The 20980-nt window shown below is 66.1% G+C and carries 20 protein-coding genes, 2 tRNA genes and 1 pseudogene; 10 read left to right on the top strand and 13 right to left on the bottom strand.

Features of this window, described 5'->3' with window-relative positions:
• The first annotated feature begins 62 nt into the window (after positions 1 to 62).
• Together AC5RWX_RS14845 and AC5RWX_RS14840 are read left to right on the top strand one after the other, a co-directional pair.
• Complete coding sequence (locus AC5RWX_RS14845) at positions 63 to 1865, top strand: dipeptide ABC transporter ATP-binding protein (RefSeq protein WP_494097582.1); 1803 nt, start codon at positions 63 to 65, stop codon at positions 1863 to 1865.
• Entirely contained in the window at positions 1855 to 2163 is a 309-nt protein-coding gene (locus AC5RWX_RS14840; RefSeq protein WP_494097581.1) for a hypothetical protein, read from the top strand. The genes AC5RWX_RS14845 and AC5RWX_RS14840 overlap by 11 nt, the downstream gene beginning before the upstream one ends.
• A gap of 36 nt (positions 2164 to 2199) precedes the next feature.
• Here the strand turns inward: AC5RWX_RS14840 and AC5RWX_RS14835 are convergent, their stop codons facing one another.
• The 5 genes from AC5RWX_RS14835 to bcp form a co-directional block, all read right to left on the bottom strand.
• Positions 2200 to 3147, bottom strand: coding sequence for an ABC transporter permease (locus AC5RWX_RS14835; RefSeq protein ID WP_494097580.1), 948 nt, complete (start codon positions 3145 to 3147; stop codon positions 2200 to 2202).
• Positions 3147 to 4148, bottom strand: a complete 1002-nt coding sequence (locus AC5RWX_RS14830) for an ABC transporter permease (protein WP_493941623.1) — start codon at positions 4146 to 4148, stop codon at positions 3147 to 3149. Before AC5RWX_RS14830 ends, AC5RWX_RS14835 begins: the two co-directional genes overlap by 1 nt.
• 97 nt (positions 4149 to 4245) lie before the next feature.
• Positions 4246 to 5940, bottom strand: a complete 1695-nt coding sequence (locus AC5RWX_RS14825) for an ABC transporter substrate-binding protein (RefSeq protein WP_494097579.1) — start codon at positions 5938 to 5940, stop codon at positions 4246 to 4248.
• Positions 5941 to 6235: 295 nt separating this feature from the next.
• Positions 6236 to 6317: transfer RNA gene (locus tag AC5RWX_RS14820), tRNA-Leu, on the bottom strand.
• Positions 6318 to 6401: 84 nt separating this feature from the next.
• Positions 6402 to 6875 (bottom strand): thioredoxin-dependent thiol peroxidase, encoded by a 474-nt coding sequence (bcp, locus tag AC5RWX_RS14815; protein WP_494097578.1) that lies wholly within the window; start codon positions 6873 to 6875, stop codon positions 6402 to 6404.
• Between the two features lie 114 nt (positions 6876 to 6989).
• On the opposite strand from bcp, the gene AC5RWX_RS14810 reads away from it, so the two are divergent.
• Positions 6990 to 7448, top strand: a complete 459-nt coding sequence (locus AC5RWX_RS14810) for a MarR family winged helix-turn-helix transcriptional regulator (RefSeq protein ID WP_494097577.1) — start codon at positions 6990 to 6992, stop codon at positions 7446 to 7448.
• 26 nt (positions 7449 to 7474) lie between these two features.
• Here the strand turns inward: AC5RWX_RS14810 and AC5RWX_RS14805 are convergent, their stop codons facing one another.
• Together AC5RWX_RS14805 and AC5RWX_RS14800 are read right to left on the bottom strand one after the other, a co-directional pair.
• Positions 7475 to 8458 (bottom strand): NAD(P)H-dependent flavin oxidoreductase, encoded by a 984-nt coding sequence (locus AC5RWX_RS14805; protein ID WP_494097576.1) that lies wholly within the window; start codon positions 8456 to 8458, stop codon positions 7475 to 7477.
• Positions 8459 to 8505: 47 nt separating this feature from the next.
• Positions 8506 to 8981: pseudogene (locus tag AC5RWX_RS14800) on the bottom strand (alcohol dehydrogenase catalytic domain-containing protein); the annotation flags it as partial.
• Positions 8982 to 9610: 629 nt separating this feature from the next.
• Between AC5RWX_RS14800 and AC5RWX_RS14795 the strand changes: the two are divergent.
• Complete coding sequence (locus AC5RWX_RS14795) at positions 9611 to 9925, top strand: hypothetical protein (protein WP_493942535.1); 315 nt, start codon at positions 9611 to 9613, stop codon at positions 9923 to 9925.
• Positions 9926 to 10160: 235 nt separating this feature from the next.
• Here the strand turns inward: AC5RWX_RS14795 and AC5RWX_RS14790 are convergent.
• From AC5RWX_RS14790 to AC5RWX_RS14770, 5 genes are all read right to left on the bottom strand, one after another.
• Positions 10161 to 10233, bottom strand: a tRNA-Lys gene (locus AC5RWX_RS14790).
• Between the two features lie 111 nt (positions 10234 to 10344).
• Positions 10345 to 11424 carry a PQQ-dependent sugar dehydrogenase gene (locus tag AC5RWX_RS14785; RefSeq protein ID WP_494097575.1) on the bottom strand — a complete coding sequence of 360 codons (1080 nt, stop codon included), beginning with the start codon at positions 11422 to 11424 and terminating at the stop codon, positions 10345 to 10347.
• A gap of 3 nt (positions 11425 to 11427) precedes the next feature.
• Positions 11428 to 12021: a hypothetical protein gene (locus AC5RWX_RS14780; RefSeq protein WP_494097574.1), complete on the bottom strand. Its 594-nt coding sequence runs from the start codon at positions 12019 to 12021 to the stop codon at positions 11428 to 11430.
• Positions 12022 to 12188: 167 nt separating this feature from the next.
• Complete coding sequence (locus AC5RWX_RS14775; protein WP_494097573.1) at positions 12189 to 12617, bottom strand: hypothetical protein; 429 nt, start codon at positions 12615 to 12617, stop codon at positions 12189 to 12191.
• A gap of 148 nt (positions 12618 to 12765) precedes the next feature.
• Positions 12766 to 12921, bottom strand: a complete 156-nt coding sequence (locus tag AC5RWX_RS14770) for a hypothetical protein (protein ID WP_494097572.1) — start codon at positions 12919 to 12921, stop codon at positions 12766 to 12768.
• A gap of 72 nt (positions 12922 to 12993) precedes the next feature.
• Here AC5RWX_RS14770 and AC5RWX_RS14765 point away from each other — a divergent pair, with 72 nt between their 5' ends.
• Entirely contained in the window at positions 12994 to 13911 is a 918-nt protein-coding gene (locus AC5RWX_RS14765) for a LysR family transcriptional regulator (protein WP_493941728.1), read from the top strand.
• A gap of 12 nt (positions 13912 to 13923) precedes the next feature.
• On the top strand, positions 13924 to 14523 hold the full coding sequence (locus tag AC5RWX_RS14760; RefSeq protein ID WP_494097571.1) for a nucleotidyltransferase family protein: 600 nt from the start codon (positions 13924 to 13926) through the stop codon (positions 14521 to 14523).
• A 156-nt stretch (positions 14524 to 14679) separates the two neighbouring features.
• Here the strand turns inward: AC5RWX_RS14760 and AC5RWX_RS14755 are convergent, their stop codons facing one another.
• The gene (locus AC5RWX_RS14755; protein ID WP_494097570.1) at positions 14680 to 15156 is read right to left on the bottom strand and encodes a nucleoside deaminase; all 477 of its coding nucleotides are present in this window, start codon (positions 15154 to 15156) and stop codon (positions 14680 to 14682) included.
• Between the two features lie 134 nt (positions 15157 to 15290).
• On the opposite strand from AC5RWX_RS14755, the gene ilvD reads away from it, so the two are divergent.
• From ilvD to ilvC, 4 genes are all read left to right on the top strand, one after another.
• Entirely contained in the window at positions 15291 to 16994 is a 1704-nt protein-coding gene (gene ilvD / locus AC5RWX_RS14750) for a dihydroxy-acid dehydratase (RefSeq protein ID WP_493941725.1), read from the top strand.
• 389 nt (positions 16995 to 17383) lie between these two features.
• Positions 17384 to 19285: an acetolactate synthase large subunit gene (locus AC5RWX_RS14745; protein WP_494097569.1), complete on the top strand. Its 1902-nt coding sequence runs from the start codon at positions 17384 to 17386 to the stop codon at positions 19283 to 19285.
• Between the two features lie 2 nt (positions 19286 to 19287).
• Entirely contained in the window at positions 19288 to 19800 is a 513-nt protein-coding gene (gene ilvN / locus AC5RWX_RS14740; RefSeq protein WP_136786644.1) for an acetolactate synthase small subunit, read from the top strand.
• 36 nt (positions 19801 to 19836) lie between these two features.
• Complete coding sequence (gene ilvC / locus AC5RWX_RS14735) at positions 19837 to 20862, top strand: ketol-acid reductoisomerase (protein WP_493941723.1); 1026 nt, start codon at positions 19837 to 19839, stop codon at positions 20860 to 20862.
• Positions 20863 to 20980 lie beyond the last annotated feature (118 nt).

The following is a 20980-nucleotide window of genomic DNA, read 5'->3' as shown; positions in this document are numbered from 1 at the left end:
GAGCGGGGAATTCCCGATGAGAGGTAGGCCACATCCTGCTCCTGATGGGGCAGGATGTACTCATGACCGAACATGCCGACGACACAGCGCTGCTCGAGGTCCGCGACCTGGCCGTTAGTTTCCGCACGACCTACGGGGAAGTCGCCGCCGTGGAGGGCGCCTCGCTGCGCTTGGAACAGGGCCAGACGCTGGCGATCGTTGGCGAATCCGGTTCCGGGAAGTCCACCACGGCCATGTCCCTGATCGGCCTGCTGCCGGGCAACGGCCGGGTGACCGCCGGGAGCATACGCTTCGACGGCCAGGAGCTGGTGGGGCTGCCGGAGCACCGGATGCGGGCCATCCGCGGACGCCAGATCGGACTGGTTCCGCAGGATCCGATGTCCAACCTGAATCCGGTCTCCAAGATCGGCTCGCAGGTGGCGGAGACACTGCTGGTGCACGGCATGGCGACCAAGCGTGACGTCGACCGAAAGGTGGTTGAGGTGCTGGAGGCCGCGGGGCTGCCCAACGCCAAGGAGCGTGCCAAGCAGTACCCCCACGAGTTCTCCGGCGGCATGCGCCAGCGCGCCCTGATCGCGATCGGCCTGGCCTGCCAGCCGCGGCTGCTGATCGCCGACGAGCCGACCTCCGCGCTGGACGTGACCGTGCAGCGCACCATTCTGGACCAGATCGATTCGATGACCCAGGAACTGGGGACGGCCGTGCTGCTGATCACCCACGATCTGGGGCTGGCAGCCGAACGGGCCGCCGAACTGGTGGTGATGCACAGGGGCACGGTGGTGGAGGCCGGGCCGGCACGGCAGCTGCTGGAGGACCCGCAGCACCCGTATACCCAGTCGTTGGTAAAGGCGGCGCCCAGCGTGGCGGCCGTTCGCCTGTTGCCGGGCGCTTTTATCTCCAGCCCGGAGACGCGGGCGGATCGTGCCGAAAAGGTCTTCCAACACCAAGACGCCGGAGCACCCTCCTATGCGGCGTCCAGCTTGGCGGAGCAAGCCGCCGCCCGGCCCGTGGATGAAGCGGTGGCCGGGCCACCCGCTGGGACCGGAACCCGGACCGCAGACAACATCGTGGAGCTGCGCGACCTGACCAAGGTGTACAAGATTCGCGGCCAGGCCGAGGATTTCTACGCCGCAAAGAACGTCACCCTGGACGTCCCGCGCGGACAGACCGTCGCGATCGTCGGCGAATCCGGCTCCGGCAAGACCACCACGGCGCGGATGCTCCTGAAGCTGGTCGAACCGACCAGCGGCACCATGACGTTCGACGGCATGGATGTGGCCACCCTGTCCAAGCCGCAGCTGCGGGAATTCCGGCAGCGGGTGCAGCCGGTGTTCCAGGATCCTTATTCCTCGCTGAACCCGATGTTCACAGTCGAACGGATCGTGGACGAGCCGCTGTCCACCTACAAACGCGGCAACGCCAAGGAACGCGCTGCCCGGGTCCGTGAACTGATGGATCAGGTGGCCCTGCCGCAGAGCATGCTGCGCCGCTATCCGTCCGAGCTTTCCGGCGGCCAGCGCCAGCGCGTCGCTATTGCCCGGGCGTTGGCACTGAAACCGGACCTGATTGTGTGCGACGAGCCGGTGTCGGCTTTGGACGTGCTGGTCCAGGCGCAGATCCTGAAGCTGCTCGGCGACCTGCAGGCGGAGCTGGGGCTGAGCTACCTCTTCATCTCGCATGATCTGGCGGTGGTGCGGCTGATCTCCGACTACGTCTGCGTGATGAAGGACGGCGAACTTGTGGAGGCGGCCAGCTCGGAGGAAGTCTTCACCAATCCGCGGCACCCCTATACCCGGCGGCTGCTGGCCTCCATACCGAGCAACGAACTGGACATCGACGCGGAGGATCCGGAGATTGCGTCCTGAGCCAGCCGATCCCGGTTCCAGCCCGGAGCCCGAAGATCACCGGCCGGAAGGTTTCGGCTTCCGGACGGGGGTGAGAAGCGCCGCCGTCGCCACCGGTTTCGCAGTCTTCGTGCTGGTGATCGGCACCGTGCTGGTGGCCATCGGCGCGATCATCTTCATGGGGCAGGGCCAGTGGGGCGCCGTCTGGCTGTTGGTGGTGCTGGAACTGTTGTTCATCGCGGGCTTTGCGGCCATGCTGCATATGGCCCGCCAGCGGCGCCGCAACGGAGGGCAGCCGCCGGTAACTCCGGCCGGCTGAACGTCTTCAGCCGAGGCGCTGAAGTAGTCCTGGTGACTACTTGGCCCGGGTCTTCGGATCCAGGGCTTCGCGCAGCGATTCGCCCAACAGCGTGAAGCCCAGCGCGGTGATGGCAATGCAGAGGCCGGGCAGGAAGGCCAATTGCGGAGCGATGCCGAGTTCGGCCTGCGCATACGTGAGCATCCGGCCCCATTCGGCGGTTTGCGGCCGCCCGCCGCCCAAACCCAGGAAGGACAGGGCGGCGGCATCGATTACTGCGGTGGCCAGGGTCAGCGTGGCCTGCACGATCACCGGGCCCAAACTATTGGGTAGTTGGTGGTTCATAATGATGGCGCCTCGGCTGAGGCCCAGCGTCTGCGCCGCCAGCATGTATTCAGCGCTGCGCTGCGAGATCATCGACGAGCGCAGCAGCCGTGCGAAGATCGGCACCTGCGCGACGCCGATGGCGATCATCACCGCGAAGGCACCCTGGCCCAGGATGGCAGCAATGGACACTGCCAGCAGCAGGTTCGGCACGGAGAGCAGGATGTCGACGGCACGCATGATCAGGTTGTCGATCTTGCCGCCGATGCCGCCGGCAATGATGCCCAAGAGCATGCCGCCGGCCAGCCCGATGGCCGTGGACATGACGCCGATGACCAGCGACGCCTGCGCGCCCCAGATCAGCTTGCTCAGAAGGTCGCCGCCAAAGCGGTCCAGCCCCAGGGGAAAGCCTTCCACTTCGCCGAATCCCGGGATGTGGGTGGGCGTGATGTAGGTGCGGCCGGGCAGTTCCTCACCGCCGTAGCGGGCCAGCAGCGGGGCCAGGAGCGCCACGAGCAGGAACAGTCCCACAATGACGGCGCCGGCGATGGCCTGCGGGTTCTTGCGCAGCCGGCGGAAGGCGTCCTTCCAGAGGCTCGTGCCGCCAGTGTCCCGGACCGCGGGCACCGGAGCGGCGACGTCGGTATCGCCGCCGGGCTGGGGAGGAAGAGTTGTGCTCATCAGACACGCACCCTCGGGTCGATGATGCTGTAGGACACGTCCACCAGCAGGTTGATCAGTGAATAGATCAAGGCAATGAAAATAATGAACCCCTGTAGTACCGGATAGTCCAGATTGAAGATCGCGTCGCGCAGGAACCTGCCGATCCCGCTGAAGGCGAAGACCGTCTCGGTCAGCACCGCGCCGGAGACCAGCAGTCCCAGTTGCAGTCCAATCGTGGTGGTCACCGGAAGCATGGCATTGCGCAGCACGAAGCGGTTGCGGATGGTCTTCTCCTGCAGCCCTTTGGCCCTGGCGGTGCGGACGTAGTCGGCGTTCTGGACCTCCAGCACGGAGGCCCTGGTGATGCGGACAATAATGGCCAGCGGAATGGTGCCCAGGGCGATGCCGGGCAGGATCAGATGCATGAACGCGTCCCATGCTGCGTCCCACTCGCGGGTGAGGATGCCGTCCAACACGTAGAAGTCGGTCACATGCGTTGCATCGATGCGCGGATTCTGCCGCCCGTCGGTGGGGAACCAGGGCAGCTTGATGGCGAACAGCCACTTGAGGATGAAGGCCAGGAAGAAGACCGGCACGGTGATGCCGATCAGGGACAGGACCACCGAGGAATGGTCCGGCCATTTTCCATAGTTCTTGGCTGCCTGATAGCCCAGCGGAATTCCGATTCCGACGGCGAAGATCAACGCCACGACGGTCAGTTCCAGCGTCGCCGGAAACCGGGCGCCGAACTCTTCAAGCACTGGCCGGCCGGTCAGGATCGAGGTGCCGAAGTCACCTTGGAGCAGCTTCCCCATGTAGACGAAATACTGCTCGATCAACGGCCGGTCGAAGCCGTAGAGCTCATTGATCCGTGCCACGGCATCGGGAGTGGCACGGTCGCCCAACAGCGCGGTGGCCGGGCCGCCGGGCAGGCTGCGCACCCACAGGAAGAGCAGCAGCGAGAGCCCGATGAGCGTAGGGATGAGCAACGCAATGCGTTTTGCAATGACTCTGAGCACAGTATCCTTCCGGCGCCCGGTGGGCGCGGCGCCTCGTCCTGTCGCCGTGGGGTGGAAACGCCGGGACCCGCAGCTGGCGGGTCCCGGCGGTTAGGAGTTACTCGGTCAGTTTGATCATGTTGAAGACCTCGTCGTTCACCGGGCTGGCCGGGTAGGACTCCACCCGCGGCGCGAAGGCGAGTGACGGGGCCGGGTGCGCCAGCGGAATGGCCGGGATGTATTCAGCGATGTCAGCGTTGATCTCCTCGTACAACGGCGTCTGCTCTTCCACCTTGCTGGTGCCGCGGGCCTCCGCCAGCTTGTCGAACAGTTCCTTGTTGTCGAAGCCGAACTCCGGCTTCTCCTGTCCGAAGAACACACCGACGAAGTTGTCAGTGTCGTTGTAGTCGCCGGTCCAGCCGAGCAGGTGGATGCCGTGGTCCTCGCTGGCTTGGACCTTGTCCAGGTAGTCCGGCGCCCACTTATCCGGCTGCGCCTTGATGGTGATGCCCACTTCCTCCAGCTGGGCGCTCAGGTTGGTGAACACCTGCTCCGGCGTCGGCATGTACGGCCGTGAAACGCCCGTCGGGTAGTTGAACTGCAGCTCCAGTCCGTCGGCGTAGCCGGCTTCTGCCAGCAGTTCCTTGGCCTTTGCCGGGTCGTGGGGGTAGGTGGTGACGTCCTCGTTGTAGCCGTTGACCATGTCCGGCACGAACTGCGAGGCGACCTTGGTTCCCTCAGGCAGTGTCTGCTTGACCAGCGCTTCCTTGTCAATCGCGTAGGAGAGCGCCTGGCGGACCTTCAGGTCGGCCAGCGGCTTCACCTTCTGGTTGAGCCCCAGATACAGGATGGTGAAGGGATCGCGGGGGACGATCTTGAAGCCGGCGTCCGCGAGTGCCTGGGTGTCGGCCGGGGCGACCAAGTCGTAGCCGTCGATCTGTCCGGCCTCCAGGGCCTGGCGGCGGGCGTTCGGGTCGTCGATGATGCGGAAGATGATCTTGTCGATCTGCCCGCGCTCGCCCCAATAGCCGTCGAAGTAGGACAGCTCAAGCGACTGGCCGGCCTCCCAGCTGTCGAACTTGAACGGTCCGGTGCCCACCGGATGTCCCTCGGCGTATTCGCTCAGCACCGGCGCCTCGGCCGAGCCGCCCACTTCGTCGGCCTTGAACTCTTCCATCGCTGCCGGGCTCTGCATCGCAAAGGCGGGCAGCGACAGTGCGGCGATAAATCCCGCGAACGGCTTGGCCAGCTTGACGGTGACTTCGGTGTCACTGGCTGCTTCACACGAGTCGTAGACGGCGGTTTCGGGGGAGTCGGAGTAGCCCTTGAACAGCGAGCCGTAGTAGTAACTCACAGCCTGGGACTGCTGGACGCCGGTGAAGTTGTACCAGCGGTCGAAGTTAAAGCACACCGCGTCGGCATTGAAATCGGTGTCGTCGTGGAACTTCACGCCTTCCTTCAGCTTGAAGGTATAGGACAGGCCGTCGTCGGACGCTTCCCAGGATTCGGCCAGCAGCGGTGCCGGATCTGCCGTACCGGGCTCCACGCCCACCAGGCCCTCGAAGATCTGGCGGCTCACGCGGAACGATTCGCCGTCGCTCGCGTAGGCCGGATCCAGCGACTTCGGATCGGAGGATGCCGCGAAAACAAACGTCGAGTTGACGCCGCCTTCGCTTTCGGCGTCCGTGCCGCCGCCGCGCTCGCTCTCGGCACAGCCGGACAGGATGAGTGCGCCGGCGGCCAGGCCGGCTATAGCGGCTGCTGTGCGCCGGCCTCGGCGCGGGCCACCTGAAGTGGTTCCAGTGAATGACATGGACTGCTCCTCGTGGACGTGAGGTGGGGCGCCGACCGTGTGTGCGGCGACCGGCGGAGCCGCACTATGGCACGGCTCCGCTTGATGAGAGCTTAGTCACATGAAAGATCGAAAGCATCGCTTTCACGTTCCGGCGTGGGACAAATAGCATCACAATTTGATGACAGCGACCCTCAAGCACGACGACGGCGGGCGCCTACCGTCGACAGTCGCGAAACCGGCGAGGGGCCGACGAGGCCGTGGCGTTAACTCGAAGAGCCCCGCAGCATCTAGGCTGCGGGGCTCTTGCTGGCGGTGCGCAAGGCGGGACTTGAACCCGCACGTCCGAAGACACTGGAACCTAAATCCAGCGCGTCTACCAATTCCGCCACTCGCGCATGTGCTCCGGGCATGAACGGAACAGCAATTAGTCTACCGGCATCGAGGCAGACCTCCGGCAGGGTCGCCGGACGAAGGCGGGCCTAGTTGTCCAGGCCCAGATCGCGGCGCAGTTTCGCCACGTGCCCGGTGGCGCGGACGTTGTACTGGGCCAGGGCCACCTTTCCGGCCGGATCCACCACGATGGTGGATCGGATCAGGCCCTCGTAGACCTTGCCGTAGTTCTTCTTTTCGCCCCAGGCTGCATAGGCCTCGGCCACCGCATGGTCCTCATCGGAGAGCAACGGGAAGTTCAGTTGCTCCTTCTCGGCGAATTTCACCAGCTTGGGCAGCGGGTCCGGGGAGATGCCCAGCACCGCGTAACCGGCGCCCTTGAGCGAGGCGAGGCTGTCGCGGAAATCGCATGCTTGCTTCGTGCAGCCCGGTGTTGACGCTGCCGGATAGAAGTAGACCACAACGTTTTGGCCACGATAGTCGGCCAACGATACGGTGTTGCCCGCGGAGTCCTGAAGTGTGAAATCCGGCGCGATGTCGCCGGTAGACAGTCGTTCGGCCATGGGGCGGCTCCTTAGCGATTTAGGGTTTCATCACCAGCATAGCCAAGCCAGGCCACTGACAGGGCAGGCAAGGTACGTATACTTATGGGCATGCCAGATTTGAAGAATTGGCCGATGCCACGGTTGCTCTCCACCGCTGCGCGGCTGGTCGAGCACGAGTGGAACGACAAACTGGCCGGCCTCGGACTGACCCACGCCGGTGTCATCGCCCTTGAGGTGCTGGCCGCCGACGGCGAAATGACCCAAGCACAATTGGCCAACCGGGTGCGCGTACAGGCCCAGACCATGGGGAAGACGCTGGGCCGGCTCGAAGTCCACGGGCACATTGTCCGGGCTCGCAGCGAGGTAGACCGGCGGCGCCAGATCGTGCAGATCAGCGACGAAGGGCGCATGGCGCTCAAGCAGGCCGCCGAACTGGAGCGCCAGCTGAGCAGTGGCAGCGGCGACCAGATGGACGAGCTTAAAGAACGCCTGACGATCATTATCCGCAGGCTGGGCAACACCCGTTTCGGCATCGGGGCGGCCGAAACCATCGACATGGGCGAGCTCGAAAGCTTCGAGGACGGCGACTGACCCCCTCGCAGGTGCGGCCAAGGCCTTTACCAGCGGGACGCTGACGCCCGCAGGTAGGTGCGGAAGCCAGCAAGATCCGCCACCACGTCGGCGGCAGATTCCCCTCCGTACGTGATGCCCGCAGACTGGCCGGCGTAGACCGGAGCCGTGGCGACGTCCGCATTCCGGCGTGCGCGCTCCATTTCCTCCGTGATCGACGGCGACCCGGCCACTTCGTTCTTTAGCCCTTCAAGGTCGCCGGACCAGCGGTCGCTGAACTGGTTGCGCAGCGCCCGGCCGCCGAACTCGGCGGGCCACGGCACTTTCTGGGCGATGTCGAAAGCACGGGTGTAGACCGTTTCATCCGTGCCGGCGCGGGCGATGGCATCCTTGGCCTGGCTTGGGCTGAGGGATTCGGCGCAGGCCGCGAAGCGCGTGCCGATCCACGCCCCCTGCGCGCCGGCAGCCAGCACAGCCGCCACACCGCGCGCGGTGGCGATCCCGCCGGCCGCCAAGACCGGCTTGTCCGTCTGGTCCAGCGCCAGCTGCAGCAGCGGGAGGGTCGCCACTTCATTCCGACCGTGTCCGCCGCCTTCGCTGCCACGGACCACGACGACGTCGATGTCACCTTCCAGCGCACGCTGAAGATCCGCCGGGTTCCCCACTTGCATGGCCACCAAAGAACCGGCCTCGTGGACCATCGACGCGGCCGCTCCGGGATCTCCGAAGCTGACACAGAGCAGGTCCGGTTGGTGCTCCAGCACCACGCGCAGCGGCTCCAGCGACTCCTCCAGCACCCATGCCATCAGCCCCGCACCCCAAGGCTTGCCCGACGCTGCAGCCAAGGTAAGCTCGCGCTCCAGCCAATCGGTGGCAACGCCGCCGCCGATGCCCACCATGCCCAGTCCGCCGGCGGACGAAACTGCCGCAGCCAGGCGGCCGCCGGCGGCCCCGGCCATCGGGGCGTTGAGCAGCGGTTGGGCCAGCCCAAGGCGGCTGCACAGATCAGCGGAAGCTTGGGAAGCGCTCATGCTCTGGGGTCCACCAGGATTTCTACATGCTCCTCGTTGTTATTGATGACCGAGAGCGGTTCGATCAGCGCCGCCTGCTCTAACGGAATATCCCCGATCGGGTGGACCCAACGCCGCTCCACCACGATCTTCTCGGACAGTTCGCCGCCCCGTCCGCGCAAGCCGATGAAGTTCATGTCCTTCGACAGCTGGTATTCATGGCCGGGGCACGTCTCGACGTCGCTGTGGATGATGTAGGGCTCAACAACGACGTTCTGGCCTTCCAGGTCGGTGACTCCGTCGCCGAGGGCCACGATGGTTCCGGAGAACTCATGCCCCATGGTCACCGGTGCCTCTTCGCCCGGGATGGGGTGCGGAGAGCCCTTGGGCGGAATGAAGATCGGTCCTCCAAGGTACTCGTGCAGGTCCTGCCGCAAATGCCGCACCACGCCACGTCGATGTCGATCGTTCCGGCTTTAAGCTCCGGTTCCGGAATGTCCTCGATCCGGATGTCCCTCTGATCGTAGTAGCGCGCAGCTTTCATCACGGACTCCTCCAACGCAGCAGGCTGGACCTTCATCCTACTGACGATGGGCAGCTCGGTGAATGGGAAATCCGCGTGCGGGCAAGTTGGCGTCACTGACAACGGCGGTGCGACGTTTTTTCAGGAGTAGCCCGGCGGCTTTGGTGTCTCGGGCAAAAAACCTCGTTCGGTGGGGAGATCATTTTCCCGGGTGCTTCTTTGGCAGAACTGCGGGGTCTGCCTTTAGCGGTGGTACCCCGCCCAGGCGACGGCCGCGATGGCGGCGATCTATGGGACCGGCCAGCCGTACGCCCGAGCGAAGTGCCAGCGCGCAGCCCGCTTGCCGCGCTCGCCTCCGGCTGGCGCGGCTTCCAGGTCGCCAACGTGATCGCCCGGCGGTGGCCGCCGCGTTGCTGGCCGAGGCGGCCGGAGAATCTTCCCGGGTCGCCGGTTGGACATGTTCAAGCGTCTGATTAAACGTTATGCTCAACTCACCGCCGGGCATTTCATGCGCGCTCGGCGGTCTCCTCGTGGCCTTGCCAAGGGGGAGCGCCGGTGCTGTCAGCCATCTCGGCCAATGGGGGATGCGGCGGAGCCATGGCCATCTACGCATGAGACGTAAGCACAGCACCACTACGAAAGGGACAACCATGTCCGAGCACCAGCAGCCCAGCCCGTCCTACTACCCGCCGCAGGGCCCGCCCACGCAGACCATGCAGTCGAGGGAAATGTTTGAGGGCCAGAAGGCCGCCCAGTCCTCACTGATTTTCGGAATCGTGGGCTTTTTCTTCCTCGGCGTCGTCTTCGGCCCGCTGGCCATCGTCAACGCGAAGAAGGCCGAGCGGTTGAACATCCCGGCCACCGCCGGCAAGGTCCTCGGCTGGATCGACACCATCTTCGGCGTTATCGGGATCATCGTCTTCATCGTCATGATTGGCGGGATGATTGCCGCGTCAGGATCCTGACGGAACCTGAAAGCCGGGCAGGGGATCCTGCCCGGCTTTCTTTTTTGCTTGCAGACGGTGCGGTGCCGGGGCGGCTCGAGGCTCCGACCAGGACCACGGATAGTGGCGCCGGCAGCGGCCGCCGGGGTGCGAGCGGAACGGGTGTGACGCGTGGCTGCTCCTCAGCAGGGGGCTGGGAGGCAAAAAGAAACCCCGTCCGACGAAGCGTTTCGCTTTATCGGACGGGGTTTGTCTGTGCACCCCCCGGGACTCGAACCCGGAACCCATTGATTAAGAGTCAATTGCTCTGCCAGTTGAGCTAGAGGTGCATCTGTTCCTGAAGGTTTCAGCAGCGGTTTCCCTCTGCTTTGTCCCTCGCAACGACATGTAACTCTAGCAGGACATTTCCGCGAATGTGAAATCGAGCGGGCCTTTGTAGCCTACTTCACAGGAATGGACAGCATCCGGTCGTTGCCGGTGCCGTTGGTCAGCACCCAGAGCCCTCCGTCCGGGGCAGCAGCGACGTCGCGCAGCCGGCCGTAGGTGCCGGCATAAAATGCCTCAGGCTCGCCGGCCTCGGTGCCGTCCAGCTCTACCTTCCACAGCCGCTGGCCGCGCAGCGCGGCGATCCATGCGCTGCCGTCCACCAAGGCCATGCCGCTGGGGGAAGCGTCCGCAGTGGACGGCCAGACCACTTTGGCGTCGATAAAGCGGCTGTCGCCGGGGGCGCCAGTCACCTCCGGCCAACCGTAATTGCCGCCGGCCTGGATCAGGTTCAGCTCATCGTCCCGGTCCGGACCGAACTCGGTGGCCCAGAGCCTGCCGTCCGCGTCCCAGGCCAGCCCCTGCACGTTGCGGTGGCCGTAGCTGTACACCGGGCTGTCGCCGAACGGGTTGCCGGGCGCGGGGTCGCCGTCGGGAGTGACGCGGAGGATCTTGCCGCCAAGCGAGGAGCGATCCTGCGACCGGGAGGAGACTGCGGCGTCACCGGTGGCGATGTAGAGGTAACCGTCCGGGCCGAACTTGATTCTGCCTCCGTTGTGGTTCCCGGCTTTGGGGATTCCCGTCACGATGTCCCGCGGGTCGCTGAGCTGGTCGTCTTTCCAGCGGTAGCTGACTACACGGTTGTCCTCGGGCGAGGTGAGGTAGACGTACAGCCGGGCATCGGCGTCGAAATGAGGGCTGGGTTCCAGGCCCAGCAAACCTCCCTCGCCGGTGGTTTCCAGCGGGGACTCCACAGGTACGGAGGCCACGGTTTTGCCGTCCACCACATGCTTGATCAAGCCGGTGTTGTTCTCCGAAATGAGGGCGCTGCCGTCGGGCAGCACCGCGATGGACCACGGCTCGTCCAGCCCGGAAGCGGCCGTGCCCACCTCCGGGGCGGACGCGGCACTGCCGCCGGTATCCGGCGTCCCGCTGACGCCGCCGGTGCAGCCGGCCAGGACGGCGGCCAGCACCACTGCCACCCCCAGCCCGGCATGTCGCAGCGGCGTGGCGCGGTCTTTCCTCTCGGCGTGCACGCGTTATCCCCTTCGCCGGTCCGGCTCGTCTCCGTTCTCGGCTGCGACGGTCGGTTCGATGACCGCTTCGCCGGCATAGCCGAGCCATTCGGTCTCATCGTAGAGCGGTCCGGCGGTGGGCGGCGACTGTTCGGCCGCGGCGTCCTCGACCTCGGCTGGCGGCGGCTCCTCGGCGACGGCGCCCTGCGAGGTGGTGGTGCCGGCCGGGGAGTCCGGCATCGTCTCCTCGACCACCATGTCTTCCTCGGTAGCCGTCTCGGGGACTTCTTCCTCCTCCATGGCGTCGGCGACGTGCTCTTTCCCGCTGCCCGCGTTCCCGACCGGCCGGTCGGCGTCGGTGTCGCGTGCCTGCCGCTCCTGGTCTCGTGCTGCGGCGGTGACATCGCCGACGTTCTGTCGATGGCCGGCCGTTGCCGGCTGCTGGCCTGCGCGGGGTGCACGCTCGGCGGAGGGTGGCTTGCGTTCGATGAGGTTGGCCGGCGCGTGGGCGGCCAGGGCTCCGGCGTCGGTGGTGCGTGAGTTGCGGGAGAACAGCCACCGAAGCAGGGCGGCGACGATGGTGCCGACGACGAACCCGATGGCCCATCTCCTGTCCACGGACTTCACCTTCCAGATGATGGTTATGGTGCAACTGGACCCGACGTTACGTGCGGTGGAGGGCGATGTCCATAGCGCCGGCGGGCCGGCCTGGAGGGTGGTCCGGGGCTGGCCAGGACCGGCAAACAGGCGCTGAATGCGGCTAGTGAGGCCGGGGGAGCGGCTGCCTAGGCCCGGAAGATCAGCTCCGCCATGAAGCGGTGAAAGTCGGGCTGGTCCTCGGACTGGTCGATCGTGCGCCCCTCACCGGGCAGCTTGCCCTCGGCCTGCACTCCGAAGCGGAACGTCTGGCCGGTGCTGGTGCCCACTTCGTACTCACCGCCGCCCAGTTGAACGGCATGCGACAGGTTGGTCATGTTGATGGCCACGGGGATCCCGCCGGCGGTCAGGCCGGTGCCGTCAAACGGCGCGATGACCAGTTCCTGCGGCCGCCAACGGTAGCCGATCACGTAGCAGTGCCCGGTGCCGCCACCCGGTGCGCCGTGCACGGTGTCCTGGCGGCTGCTGCCGAAGACCAGGTTGTAGTCTCCGTAGTTGGGAATCTGGGAATCAAAGATGGCGCTGAGCGCGTCCTTGAGTTCATCGCTGGTGGGCATGCTGGCCTTCAAATCTGCAGGGATGGGTTGGGTAGAAGGCGCCCGCAGCGGCGAAAGCGGTCACTGCTTTCCGCCAGCTGGGAGAGCCGGACCCACAAAAAAGCGCCTGGCCCTTGTGGTGCCCGGCGCTCGATTGCGGTGCTGGAGGTCAGACGGCGTCGGCCGCTTTCACCGGCATGGCCGAGTGGTCGATCTGCCACGCGTGGCTGCGCGGCACCGGCCCGTGGTCACGGCGAACAACGACGGCGAGGCGCGCCAGGACGGCGGCCATCCCCACAACGGTCAGGGCTACTGAGACTGTCATGCCTACATTCTCGACTGCTCAGACCGTCAAGTTCAATCTAATGTTTCTTAGCACACTCTGTAGGATCGCTTTATGGACATCAGGCGGCTCCAAATTCTGCGGGAACTCGGCGACCGGGGGTCCGTCGTGGCGACAGCGGCTGCGATGAAGGTCACAGCTTCCGCGGTGTCGCAGCAGCTCAAGGTGCTGCAGGAGGAAGTGGGTGTCACGCTGGTGGAAAAAGCCGGCAGGGGAGTGCGCCTGACCGAGGCCGGGCTGGCGATGGCGGCGGCTGCTTCGGACGTGTCTGCCGCGATGGAGCGGGCGCAGGCCACCGTGGACGGCTACCGCAGCGGCTGGCAGAACCAAATCCGTGCCGCGTTCTTTCCCAGCGCTGCGGAGATGTTCCTGCCGGGCTTGATGTACCGGCTGCAGGAGATCGAGGGGCTGCACTTCGAACCCTGCATGGAGGATCCCTCCGTGGACGGCTTCCTGCGGCTGGCAGCTGACTATGACCTGGTCTTGGCGCACAGCCAGCAGGGCGTGGAAGCCTTTGCCCGGAGCGGCATCACCGTGCTGCCCTTGCTGGACGAACCACTGGATGTGGCCCTGCCCGTCGGGCATCCGTTGGCCCAATTCGACGCACTCAAGCCCGAGGACGTGGTCAGCTACCCGTGGATCGGCGTGCCCCCGGGCTTTCCCTTTGAACAGGTGTTGCGGCAGATCGAAGCGCGCACCGGCCGCCTGGCGAAGCGGACCACGCGCTATGCAGACCTGCGCGTCATGGAGGCCATGGTGGCCGCCGGGCACGGGCTGGCGATCGTGCCGCGCTTCACCTCGCGGAAGGCGCAGACGGCCCGCGGTTTCGTGATGCGTCCGCTGGAGGGAATCCGCGCCAGCCGAAGCATCGTGGTGTTGGCCCGCAGCGATGTGGCCGAACGCAGCAGCGTGCACCGGGTCATCGGCATGCTGCAGCAGGAGGCTGCCGCGATAGCCAGCCAGCAGGGCTGAGGGGCGGGCCCGATGAAGCCGCCTGTCCACGGTGTGCTGCTGTCGGCGGGCGCCGGGCGGCGGCTGGGCCGCGGGCCGAAAGCGCTGCTGGCAGGCACGGACGGGGTCCCGCTGGTTTCGAGGATCGCTGAGGTGCTCCGGCAGGGCGGCTGCGCCAGCGTGGCCGTGGTTTTGGGCGCCGGCGCGGCCGAAGTAGAAACGACCACGGGCCTGGCTGGCTGCGCAGTTCTGGTCAACGAGCAGTGGAGCGAAGGGATGGCCGGCTCGTTCCGCCTCGGCGTGCAGAGCGCTCGGCCGGAGCAAGCGGTGCTGGTTGCGCTGGTGGACCAGCCCGGAATCAGCCCGGAACTGGTGGCCCGCCTGATCCACGCGGGTCTGCCGGGGCGGATCATTGCCGCCGGCTACCGCGGGCCGGACGGAAAGCTGCGCCGCGGCCACCCGGTGCTCTTCGCGCCCGGCTTGGCAGCCCAGGCTGCAGAGCAGGCAACGGGCGACGCCGGTGCGCGCCCCTTCTTGTCGGCGCACCGCGGACTGGTGGAACTGGTGGACTGCTCGGATCTGTCCGATGGCGGGGACATCGACACGCCCGCTGATCTGGGCCGGCTCGGTTAGCGGCCGGCGGCGCCGGATCTCGATGCGGCCGCAAGCGGCCTTACTCGATCACCGAGGGGCAGGGGCAGGCGGCCTTACTCGATCACCGAGGGGCAGGCGCAGGCGGCCTTACTCGATTACTGAGCCGCAAGCGGCCGTACTCGATTACCGGGCGGGTCAGTACTCGACTTTGTCCGGCAGCCGGTCCCAGAGCCGGAACGGGGCCAGGTAATCGGTGGTTTCGTAGCCGTCGCGGACCACGGGCATCAGCTGCTTATCGCCTTCGGGGCCGAAGTAGTCGTAGAACAAGGCATCGTCGAAGCCGGAGCTGGCGGCGTCGTCGCGGTCGGCAGCATAAACAACCCGATCGATCCGCGCCCACAGCGCAGCGGCCAGGCACATCGGACACGGTTCGCAGCTGGAATACAGCACCGCGCCGGCCAGATTGAACCCGGTCTCCGCGGCGGCACGGCGGATGGCCACCACTTCCGCATGCGCCGTCGGATCGTTCGTGGCGGTGACACGATTCACTCCGTCGAAGACCTGCCCGTCCCGCGTAACCACCGTGGCGCCAAAGGGGCCGCCGGACTTGCCGACGTTCTCCACGGCGATTTCAACGGCGCGGGCCAAATACTCGTTGTGTCCGGCATTCATGGGCGCAGACTAACAGGAGAGCGTGGCCAACACCACAGATGTTGGCGAACCGGTGCCGCTTAAAGCAGCGGCGGCAAGGCACCGCCGTCGTAATATGCCCTGAACACTGCGGCGTGGGTCATAGAATCAAACCCATGAGCGCGGACGTAACCCCTGATATCAAGCCCCGTAGCCGGGTAGTCACCGATGGCATCCACGCCGCTCCGGCGCGCGGGATGTTCCGAGCAGTGGGAATGGGGGACGACGACTTTGCCAAGCCGCAGATCGGCGTCGCCAGTTCCTGGAATGAGATCACCCCCTGCAACCTGTCCCTGAACCGCCTGGCCCAGGGCGCCAAGGAAGGCGTGCACGCCGGCGGCGGCTTCCCGATGCAGTTCGGCACGATCTCCGTCTCCGACGGCATTTCCATGGGCCACGAAGGCATGCACTTCTCGCTGGTCTCCCGCGAGGTCATCGCGGACTCGGTCGAAACCGTGATGCAGGCGGAGCGGATCGACGGTTCGGTGCTGCTGGCCGGCTGCGACAAGTCCCTCCCCGGCATGCTGATGGCTGCCGCCCGGCTGGACCTGGCGTCCGTCTTCCTCTACGCCGGTTCCATCATGCCCGGCTGGGTCAAGCTTGAGGACGGCTCCGAAAAGGAAGTCACCCTCATCGACGCGTTCGAAGCCGTCGGTGCGTGCGCTGCCGGCAAGATGAGCATGGAAGACCTCACCCGCATCGAGAAGGCGATCTGCCCCGGCGAAGGTGCCTGTGGCGGCATGTATACCGCCAACACCATGGCGTGCATCGGCGAGGCGCTGGGCATGTCCCTGCCTGGCTCGGCCGCGCCGCCCTCCGCCGACCGCCGTCGCGACGAATTTGCCCGCAAGTCCGGCGAGGCGGTGGTCAACCTGCTCCGCCTGGGCATCACGGCCCGCGACATCATGACCAAGAAGGCGTTCGAGAACGCCATCGCCGTCACCATGGCCTTCGGCGGCTCCACGAACGCCGTGCTGCACCTGCTGGCCATCGCCCGCGAAGCGGAGGTGGACCTGACGCTTGAGGATTTCAACCGGATCGGCGACAAGATTCCGCACCTGGGCGACCTCAAGCCGTTCGGCCGCTACGTCATGACCGACGTCGACAAGATCGGCGGCGTGCCCGTCATCATGCGCGCACTGCTCGACGCCGGCCTGCTGCACGGCGACTGCCTGACCGTCACCGGCAAGACCGTGGCCGAGAACCTGGCCGAGATCAACCCGCCGGACGTGGACGGCAAGATCCTGCGCGCGCTGGACAACCCGATCCACAAGACCGGCGGCATCACCATCCTGCACGGCTCGATGGCTCCCGAAGGCGCCGTGGTCAAGAGCGCCGGCTTCGACGCCGATGTCTTCGAGGGCACTGCCCGCGTGTTCGAGCGTGAACAGGGCGCGCTGGACGCGCTGGACAACGGCCAGATCAAGGCGGGCGACGTGGTGGTGATCCGCTACGAAGGCCCCAAGGGCGGTCCGGGCATGCGCGAAATGCTGGCCATCACCGGCGCGATCAAGGGTGCCGGGCTGGGCAAGGACGTGCTGCTGCTTACCGACGGCCGGTTCTCCGGCGGCACCACCGGCCTGTGCATCGGGCACGTGGCGCCGGAAGCGGTCGACGGCGGCCCGATCGCCTTTGTGCGCGACGGCGACCGGATCCGCGTGGACATCGCGGCCCGCAGCTTCGACCTGCTGGTGGACGAAGCCGAGCTGGAAACCCGCCGGGTGGGCTGGGAGCCGCTGGCGCCCAAGTTCACCACCGGCGTGCTGGCCAAGTACGCCAAGCTGGTGAACTCCGCCTCCACCGGCGCCTACTGCGGCTAGCCGGTTTCGGCTGCTGCACAGCGGCTGAACCACGACGGCGGGGCGCGACCTGCGCAGGCCGCGCCCCCGCCGTCGTACTGAGGGAAGCTGGGGAACGTGGAGTCCATGTTTTGGACTCGATTGCCCACATAATGAGACGCTGATGTCTCAGGTTGACACTGATATCCGCGTGGCAGAAACTGAAGCCATGCAAAGCGTATCCGTGGTCGTCCTTATCAAGCGCGTGGCGTAAACGCCCGTCTGGTTCGACCACGTCACGCGCTAAACCCCATCGGAGCCAACCGGCTCGACGGGGTTTTTTTATTTGCAGAAGAGCACAGGGCCTTCCTCCGCTCGCGGAGGACGGCAAGCACATCGCCAGAAACGAAAGATCCGCAAAGGAAAATCCGATGACTAAGGGATCGCCAATCAGCCCCTCGCTGATGGCCAACAAGGCGCCGGCCGCGGCCGACGCCGTCAGAACCAAAGATGTAGCTGCCTCTGTCTCTTCCGTCGTGGACGGCCTCAGCCCGGTAGTCGGGCCGAACAACATCGTGCCGCCCACGGAAATGACCGGCTCACAAGCCGTTGTCCGTTCGCTGGAAGAACTGGGCGTCGAAGACGTCTTCGGGTTGCCAGGCGGGGCTATCCTCCCCACCTACGACCCGCTCATGGATTCGGCCAAGATCAACCATGTCTTGGTCCGTCATGAACAGGGTGCAGGCCACGCCGCACAGGGTTATGCCATGGTTACCGGCCGCGCCGGAGTCTGCATTGCCACCTCCGGTCCTGGCGCCACCAACCTGGTCACCGCCATTGCCGACGCGCACATGGATTCGGTGCCCATGGTGGCGATCACCGGGCAGGTGTCCTCGGCCGTGATCGGCTCGGACGCGTTCCAGGAAGCGGACATCGTCGGCATCACGATGCCGGTCACCAAGCACTCCTACCTGGTCACCAAGGCGCAGGAGATTCCGCGCGTGCTGGCCGAAGCGTTCCACATTGCCACCACCGGCCGCCCCGGCCCGGTGCTGGTGGACATCGCCAAGGACGCCCAGCAGTCCATGATGAGCTTCTCCTGGCCGCCGAAGATCGACCTCCCCGGCTACCGCACGGTGGTGCGCGGGCATTCCAAGCAGGTCCGTGAGGCGGCCAAGCTGATCGCCGCGGCCGAGCGCCCGGTGTTCTACGTGGGCGGCGGCGTGATCAAGGCCCACGCGGCCCGCGAGCTGCGTGAGCTGGCCGAGTTGGTGGGCGCCCCGGTGGCCACCACGCTGATGGCCCGCGGCGTCTTCCCGGATTCGCACCCGCAGCATGTGGGCATGCCGGGCATGCACGGCTCCGTCTCCGCGGTGACCGCGCTGCAGCAGTCCGACCTGCTGATCACGCTGGGCGCCCGCTTCGACGACCGGGTCACCGGCGTGCTGAGCAGTTTCGCCCCGGGGGCCAAGGTAATCCACGCGGACATCGACCCGGCGGAAATCTCCAAGAACCGCACGGCCGATGTGCCGATCGTGGGCTCCGTCAAGGAGATCATTCCGGAACTGGCCGATGCCTGCCGCGAGCGGTTCGCCGCCGAAGGCACGCCCGACCTCTCCGCGTGGTGGGCCATGCTGAACCGGCTCCGCGAGACCTACCCGCTGGGCTTTGCCGAACCCGACGACGGCCTGGTGGCCCCGCAGCAGGTGATCCAGCGGATCGGCGAGCTGACCGGGCCGGAAGCCGTCTACGTTGCCGGCGTGGGCCAGCACCAGATGTGGAGCGCACAGTTCATCAAGTACGAGCGCCCGCATGCCTGGCTGAACTCCGGCGGCCTGGGCACCATGGGCTACTCGGTGCCGGCCGCGATGGGCGCCAAGGTGGGCAACCCGGACCGCGTGGTCTGGGCGATCGACGGCGACGGCTGCTTCCAGATGACCAACCAGGAACTGGCCACCTGCCGGCTGAACAACATCCCCATCAAGGTGGCGGTGATCAACAACTCCTCGCTGGGCATGGTCCGCCAGTGGCAGACCCTGTTCTACGACGGCCGGTACTCCAACACCGACCTGAACACCGGTCACGACACCGTGCGCGTGCCGGACTTCGTCAAGATGGCGGATGCCTACGACTGCGTGGGCCTGCGCTGCGAACGGGCGGAGGACATCGACGCCACCATCCAGCAGGCACTGGCGATCAACGACCGTCCAGTGGTGATCGACTTCGTGGTCAGCCCCAACGCAATGGTGTGGCCGATGGTCCCCTCCGGCGTGAGCAACGACCTCATCCAGATTGCCCGCGACATGACCCCCGAATGGGAAGAGGAGGACTAGGCATGGCCCGCCATACCCTTTCAGTGCTGGTGGAGGACGTCCCGGGTGTGCTGACCCGCGTCGCCAGCCTCTTCGCCCGCCGCGCGTTCAACATCCATTCTCTGGCCGTCGGCCCCACGGAAGCTGACGGGTTCTCCCGCATCACTGTGGTGGTCGAGGCCGAGGGGGACCTGCTGGAGCAGGTCACCAAACAACTGAACAAGCTCGTCAACGTCATCAAGATCGTCGAGCTGGTTCCCGAAACTTCCGTGCAACGCGACCACATCCTGGTCAAGGTCCGCGCGGATGCCGCAACACGGCTGCAGGTAACCCAGGCAGCAGATCTGTTCCGTGCCTCCGTGGTCGACGTGTCCACCGACTCGTTGGTTGTGGAGGCCACCGGCACCGCCGATAAGCTCGAGGCCCTGCTTGCAGTGCTGGAGCCGTTTGGCATCCGCGAAATTGTCCAATCCGGAACGCTGGCCATTGGCCGCGGCTCCCGCTCGATGAGCGACCGCGCGCTGCGTTCCGCCTGATTCCTTTCCACGAAATACCCAACAGGAGAAACTTAAGTGACTGAGCTGTATTACGACGACGACGCCGACCTCTCGATCATCCAGGGCCGCAAGGTCGCTGTCATCGGTTACGGCAGCCAGGGCCATGCCCACGCCCTGAGCCTCCGCGATTCCGGCGTGGACGTCCGCGTTGGCCTGGCCGAGGGCTCCAAGTCCCGTGCCAAGGCCGAGGCCGAGGGGCTCAAGGTCCTCTCCGTCGCCGACGCGGCCGCCGAGGCCGATGTGATCATGATCCTCACCCCGGACCAGGTCCAGGCCAAGGTCTACGCCGAATCCATCGCGGACAAGCTCGAAGAGGGCAACGCCCTGTTCTTCGGCCACGGCTTCAACATCCGCTACGGCTTCATCCAGCCGCCGGCCAACGTCGACGTCGCCCTGGTCGCCCCGAAGGGCCCGGGCCACATCGTGCGCCGCGAGTTCGAAGCCGGCCGCGGTGTCCCGGACCTGATCGCGATCGAGCAGGACTTCACCGGCAATGCCAAGGCGCTGGCGCTGTCCTACGCCAAGGGCATCGGCGGCACCCGCGCCGGCGTCATCGAGACCACCTTCACCGAAGAGACCGAAACCGACCTGTTCGGCGAGCAGGCAGTGCTCTGCGGCGGCGCTTCGCAGCTGGTGCAGTACGGCTTCGAGACTCTGACCGAAGCCGGCTACAAGCCGGAAATCGCCTACTTCGAGGTGCTGCACGAGCTCAAGCTGATCGTTGACCTGATGGTCGAGGGCGGCATCGCCAAGCAGCGCTGGTCCGTCTCCGACACCGCCGAGTTCGGCGACTACGTCTCCGGCCCCCGCGTGATCACCCCGGAGGTGAAGGAAAACATGAAGGCTGTCCTCGCGGACATCCAGAACGGCTCCTTCGCCAAGCGCTTCATGGACGACCAGGCCAACGGCGCCAAGGAATTCCTGGAACTGCGCCAGAAGGGTGAAGACCACCCGATCGAGGCCACCGGCCGCGAACTGCGCAAGCTGTTCTCCTGGATCAAGTCCGACGACGACTACACCGAGGGCGTCGCAGCCCGTTAGTCCGTGCCACGGCCGGCGCCCGCTGCGGGCGCCGGCCGTCACTTTTTGCCTTCCGGCCGTTCCGGCGTTACCCGCGCCGGGTCCGCCGGTGCCGGTTACAACTGGGGGAGAAGGCGGC

The sequence above is a fragment of the Arthrobacter sp. SPT-J7 genome, from assembly GCF_059089965.1.
This window is presented reverse-complemented; position numbering and strand designations above follow the sequence as displayed.

What these genes read in the sequence shown, in the direction of transcription:
- AC5RWX_RS14775 (WP_494097573.1), bottom strand. Translation starts at nt 12,617, where the DNA reads ATGCCCACCAGCGATGAACTCAAGGACGCGCTCAGCGCCATCTTTGAT.
- ilvD (WP_493941725.1), top strand. Translation starts at nt 15,291, where the DNA reads ATGAGCGCGGACGTAACCCCTGATATCAAGCCCCGTAGCCGGGTAGTC.
- AC5RWX_RS14760 (WP_494097571.1), top strand. Translation starts at nt 13,924, where the DNA reads ATGAAGCCGCCTGTCCACGGTGTGCTGCTGTCGGCGGGCGCCGGGCGG.
- AC5RWX_RS14810 (WP_494097577.1), top strand. Translation starts at nt 6,990, where the DNA reads ATGCCACGGTTGCTCTCCACCGCTGCGCGGCTGGTCGAGCACGAGTGG.
- AC5RWX_RS14845 (WP_494097582.1), top strand. Translation starts at nt 63, where the DNA reads ATGACCGAACATGCCGACGACACAGCGCTGCTCGAGGTCCGCGACCTG.
- AC5RWX_RS14765 (WP_493941728.1), top strand. Translation starts at nt 12,994, where the DNA reads ATGGACATCAGGCGGCTCCAAATTCTGCGGGAACTCGGCGACCGGGGG.
- AC5RWX_RS14770 (WP_494097572.1), bottom strand. Translation starts at nt 12,921, where the DNA reads ATGACAGTCTCAGTAGCCCTGACCGTTGTGGGGATGGCCGCCGTCCTG.
- AC5RWX_RS14835 (WP_494097580.1), bottom strand. Translation starts at nt 3,147, where the DNA reads ATGAGCACAACTCTTCCTCCCCAGCCCGGCGGCGATACCGACGTCGCC.
- AC5RWX_RS14825 (WP_494097579.1), bottom strand. Translation starts at nt 5,940, where the DNA reads ATGTCATTCACTGGAACCACTTCAGGTGGCCCGCGCCGAGGCCGGCGC.
- bcp (WP_494097578.1), bottom strand. Translation starts at nt 6,875, where the DNA reads ATGGCCGAACGACTGTCTACCGGCGACATCGCGCCGGATTTCACACTT.
- AC5RWX_RS14745 (WP_494097569.1), top strand. Translation starts at nt 17,384, where the DNA reads ATGACTAAGGGATCGCCAATCAGCCCCTCGCTGATGGCCAACAAGGCG.
- AC5RWX_RS14795 (WP_493942535.1), top strand. Translation starts at nt 9,611, where the DNA reads ATGTCCGAGCACCAGCAGCCCAGCCCGTCCTACTACCCGCCGCAGGGC.
- AC5RWX_RS14755 (WP_494097570.1), bottom strand. Translation starts at nt 15,156, where the DNA reads ATGAATGCCGGACACAACGAGTATTTGGCCCGCGCCGTTGAAATCGCC.
- AC5RWX_RS14805 (WP_494097576.1), bottom strand. Translation starts at nt 8,458, where the DNA reads ATGAGCGCTTCCCAAGCTTCCGCTGATCTGTGCAGCCGCCTTGGGCTG.
- ilvN (WP_136786644.1), top strand. Translation starts at nt 19,288, where the DNA reads ATGGCCCGCCATACCCTTTCAGTGCTGGTGGAGGACGTCCCGGGTGTG.